At 69.7% G+C, this 4,673-nt stretch carries 4 protein-coding genes; 3 read left to right on the forward strand and 1 reads right to left on the reverse strand.

Translation table 11 applies throughout. The annotated features are described in order from the left end of the window. Positions 1-126: 126 nt before the first annotated feature. Entirely contained in the window at positions 127-1,959 is a 1,833-nt protein-coding gene (locus tag AB0F40_RS27220) for an AMP-dependent synthetase/ligase (RefSeq protein ID WP_357475404.1), read from the reverse strand. Between the two features lie 163 nt (positions 1,960-2,122). On the opposite strand from AB0F40_RS27220, the gene AB0F40_RS27225 reads away from it, so the two are divergent. The 3 genes from AB0F40_RS27225 (at position 2,123) to AB0F40_RS27235 (ending at position 4,545) form a co-directional block, all read left to right on the forward strand. Further along, positions 2,123-2,470 carry a chorismate mutase gene (locus AB0F40_RS27225; protein WP_357475406.1) on the forward strand — a complete coding sequence of 116 codons (348 nt, stop codon included), beginning with the start codon at positions 2,123-2,125 and terminating at the stop codon, positions 2,468-2,470. Between the two features lie 202 nt (positions 2,471-2,672). Further along, positions 2,673-3,854 carry a hypothetical protein gene (locus AB0F40_RS27230; protein WP_357475408.1) on the forward strand — a complete coding sequence of 394 codons (1,182 nt, stop codon included), beginning with the start codon at positions 2,673-2,675 and terminating at the stop codon, positions 3,852-3,854. Positions 3,855-4,038: 184 nt separating this feature from the next. Beyond that, complete coding sequence (locus AB0F40_RS27235) at positions 4,039-4,545, forward strand: DUF1877 family protein (RefSeq protein WP_357475410.1); 507 nt, start codon at positions 4,039-4,041, stop codon at positions 4,543-4,545. Positions 4,546-4,673: the final 128 nt, after the last annotated feature.

Raw genomic sequence — 4,673 nt, forward strand, 5'->3', positions numbered from 1 at the left:
CCGCCCGGCCGCCCCCCGCGCCCCCCCCCCGGGGCGGGGGGGCGGGGGTGGGGCTTAAACTCGGAGGGGGGGCGCCCCCCCGGGTGACCCCCCCACCTGACCTTTTACCGACCTTCCGAGCCCTCGTCAGGGGGCTGTGGTCGCGTGGGCGTTCCGCGTCCGGGTGGTGTACATGGCGTCGATGACGCCCGCGAAGTCCGCGAGCACCTTCGAGCGCTTCACCTTGATCGACGGCGTGAGGTAGCCGTTCGCCTCGGTGAAGTCGATGTCCAGCACGACGATCTTCCGGATCGACTCGGCCTTCGAGACCGCCTCGTTCGCGTGGTCGACCGCCTTGTCGAGCTCTGCCAGGACCCGCTTGTGCACGCGGGCCTGGTCCACCGACAGCTTGGGCAGGCCGTTCGCCGCGCACCAGCCGGGCAGCATCTCGGCGTCGAGGGTCACGATGGCGCCGATGAATGGGCGCTGGTCCCCGACGGCGACGACCTGGCTCACGATCGGGTGGGCGCGCAGGCGGTCCTCGAGCACCGCCGGGGCGACGTTCTTGCCGCCGGCGGTCACGATGATCTCCTTCTTGCGGCCTGTGATGTGCAGGTGCCCGTGCTCGTCGACGCGGCCGAGGTCACCGGTACGGAACCAGCCGTTGGCGAACGCCTCGGCGGTCAGCTCCGGCTGGTTGCGGTAGCCCCGGAAGATGTGCGGGCCGCGCAGCAGCACCTCGCCGTCGTCGGCGATATGGACGTCCGTGCCGAAGAACGCCGGACCGACGGAGCCGATCACGATCTTGCCGGGCAGATTGACCGTCGTCGGAGCGGTGGTCTCCGTGAGGCCGTAGCCCTCCAGGATGGTGACGCACGCGCCCCGGAAGAAGTGGCCGAGCCGCTCGCCGAGCGGCGCGCCGCCGGAGACCGCCCACTGCAGCTGGCCGCCCATGGTGGCCTTGAGCTTGCTGAAGACGAGCTTGTCGGCGATCGCGTGCTGCGCCTTGAGCGCCCGCCCCGGGCCCGCCGGCACGTCCATGGCCCGCGAGTAGTCCTCCGCGACCCGGGCGGACCACCTGAAGATCTTGGCCTTGATGCTCGATGACGCCTTCTGCTCCGCGCTGTTGTAGACCTTCTCGAACACGCGCGGCACGGCCAGGAGGTACGTCGGCCGGAACGAGCCGAGGTCGCCGACGAGGTTCTTGATATCGGGGGCGTGCCCCAGCACCGCGCTGCCCGCGATGGTCGCGACCTCGACGAAGCGCGCGAACACGTGCGCGAGCGGCAGGAACAGGAGCGTGCGGGCGTCCTCGGCCTGCAGCAGCTCCGGGATGCCGACGGCGGCGTTCATCGTCAGGTGCGCGAAGTTGCCGTGCGTGAGCTCGACGCCCTTGGGCCGCCCCGTGGAGCCGGAGGTGTAGATGATCGTCGCCAGGTCGTCGCGGCGGACGGCGTCACGACGCTCGGCGACGATGCCGGCGGAGAGGTTGGTGCCCGCCTTGCGCAGGTCGAGGACGGCCGCGTCGTCGATGAGGAGGATGTCCTCGAGCCGGGGCAGGCTCGGGCGCACGCTGGTGACGGTGTCGGCGTGCGCGCGGGACTCGACGACGACGAGGCGCACGTCGGCGTCGGACAGGATCCACTGGACCTGCTCGGCCGACGAGGTCTCGTAGACCGGCACGGCCACGGCTCCGGCGGCCCAGATGGCGAAGTCGAGCAGCGTCCACTCGTAGCGGGTGCGCGACATGATGGCGACGCGGTCGCCGGCCTCGATGCCGCGGGCCACGAGACCGCGCGCGACAGCGAGGACCTCGTCCTCGAACTGACGCGCCGACACCGCGGTCCACGCGCTGTCGGGGGTGCCACGCCGCTCGATGAGTGCCTCGTCCCCGGAGCGGGCCACGCGGTCCGCGAGGATCGTGTTGATGCTGGTGCTCTCCGGCACCTCCACCAAGGCCGGCGACGTGGCGAGTGTCATCTTCTGCTCTCCGTTGAAGTCTTGAAGAGGTGAAGCCAGAGTTCTGGGCCTTCACCAAGTTGCGTGCCTGCTCGGGAGACTGTAGCCGATCCACGTTGCGGGTCGGAACAGTCCTGGCCGTCGGTCTTCGCCGTGCGCACCCGAGGCCGGTTAACCTTTTCCTGTGTCTGACAACGAACCGACCAGCGCTCCGGTGCCGTCCGAGATCATCCGGCTCCGTGGGAGCATCGACAACATCGACGCGGCACTCGTGCACCTGCTCGCCGAGCGGTTCAAGATGACGCGGCGGGTCGGGGAGCTCAAGGCGGTCGGGGGCCTTCCGCCCGCGGACCCGTCGCGCGACCAGCAGCAGATCGCCCGGCTCACGGCCATCGCCGAGGAGTCCGGTCTCGACCCGGAGTTCGCCGTGCAGTTCCGCCAGTTCATCGTGAGCGAAGTGATTCGGCACCACGAGCTGATCGCCGCGCTGCACAAGGGCGACAACCTCCCTGAGGTGGATACATACGCTTGAAGGTGACCACCACTTGACGCGGCTTTACCTTGCTTGGGTCAGAGGTCGACTCCAGGTGGCGCGTATTTGGTGTGGAGGTCACAGGTAATTCCGGCGTGGGGGTGGCGCGCGCCCGCGATCCGTCGTTTCCTGGAGGGAACGCCGGGGCGAGGTCGTGCGGTAGGGCATCCCTTCGACCTCGGCGGGAGACGCGGAGGTTCGAATGAAGATCGACTGGCTCAAACCCCTCCTCGGCCATCAGGGCCCTTTTGCGACCCTGCACCTGGACGCGACGCCGTCCGAGCAGGCCGCCGAACGTGACGTCGAGAGCCGCTGGAACGCGGCGCGCAAGGACCTGGCGCAGCAAGGTGCGCCGGCCGGCGTGCTGGACGCCATCGAAGAGGTGGTGCGGCGGCCCACCCGGGCCCCTGGGCCGCACGGACGGGTCGTCATCGCGGACGGCACGGGCGTGCTGGTCGACCGCGTGGTGAACAACCCGCCGACCACCTCGACGGGCTCGTGGGCGCAGGTGCCCGCGCTGTTGCAGGCGGCGCTCGCCGCCGACGAGTCAGTGGAACTGCTCAAGGTGGCCGTCGACCGGCAGGGTGCCGACTTCCTCCGTGCGGGGCAGGGCGGCAAGGTGCACAGCACGTTCCAGGCACCGCACGACGAGATCGAGAAGTCCGGGTCCAACGAGGTCAAGCGCGCGCGCATCGAGTCCCGCGCCGAGGACTCGTGGGAGCGCAACGCGGCCGCCGTCGCCGCCGAGATCGACCGTCAGGTGGCCGAGACGCGGCCCGAGCTGGTCCTGCTCACGGGAGACAAGCGCGCCGTGCCGCTCGCTCGTGCGGCGCTGACCTCGCCGACGGCCGAGAGGGTGGTCGAGGTCTCGGGCGGCGGGCGCAGCGGCGGAGGCGTGCACGAGGGCGCGTTCGCCGAACGGGTCGCCGAGGCACTCGACTCGTACCGCGAGCGGCGTCGCGAGCGCGTCCTGGCGGAGCTCCGGCAGGAGCTCGGACGTGAGTCGAACGCCGTGACCTCGGTGGACGATGTCGTCGCGGTGCTCGCCCGCGGGCAGGTCAAGGAGCTGGTCCTGGCCGAGGAGTACGGAACCGGCAACTCGCCCATGAACGGCCGCAAGCTCTGGATCGGGCCGGATCCGATGCACATCGCGGGGTCCCGGTCGGACCTCGAGGCCGTGGGTGTGACGGAGCAGCTGGAGGAGCTCCCGGCGTCGGTGGCGCTCGTGCGAGCGGCGGTGGGGCAGGACGCCGGCCTGACGTTCGCGCCCGAGGGCTCCGTCGAGCTCATGGACGGCGTCGCCGCGACGCTGCGCTGGCATGACGACGGCACGCCGACCGAAGCCCTCGCGAGCATGTCGGGGGACGAACGGCGGCTGCACTGACCGGTCCCGTTCGCGCACGTGAAGGCCGGGTGAACTCTGGGCTGCTGAACGACCCTAAAGTCCCTCAGAACGGGCGCTAACTGGTCTGGAATTTCCGGTTTTCCGCGTATGGGAAAATGTTGCATGAGAATGTGTCCGTTTTGCCCATACACACGGAAACGCATTATCGGTACGGTCACGGGCCATGGGGATGATTCATTGTGAGTACGCGCGGCTTGCCGCCGACGACTTCGACAAGGCACGGACCGATCCGACCTGGGCGCTGGAGCACATCGACGAGCTCGCCGGTGAATGGGTGCAGATGGATCTTCCGGCAAAGGAGGCAAAGTACTTCAGCATCGGGACCGTCTGGGGTCCGCTGCACACAGTGCTGCGGGTACACGGTGAGATGCCGGTCGACCCGGTGCAGGGCGGAGCCGAGCTAGGCCCAGCCGACGGGATCACACCGGTGCGCTACCTGGGCCCGGAGGACGTGGAGAAGGCCGCGGCGTTCCTCGTCGGCACCTCGTTCGACACCCTGGCGCCGCTCGCGGACGCCGCCCACGTCTGCGACGAGGAGGTCTGCCCGGACCCGGGCGAGCACGCCGTCGAGACCGATGCCGAGCGTCTGGCCCAGGCGTACGGGGAGCTTGCCGCGTTCTACGGCGCGGCCGCCGAGGCGGGCGACGCCGTGGTACTGATGCTCAACTGACGTGCCCGCTCCGACCAAGGGGTTGAGCCTGCATTCTCGTACCTGAGCATGCTCAACCCCTTGGTGGAAGCGGACCTCTGGCAGCGCGGCGAGACAGAACAGGGGCGGTGGTGCTGATCAGCACCACC

Origin of the sequence: Promicromonospora sp. NPDC023987, assembly GCF_040639055.1 — a bacterium.
Taxonomy (GTDB): Bacteria; Actinomycetota; Actinomycetes; order Actinomycetales; family Cellulomonadaceae; genus Promicromonospora.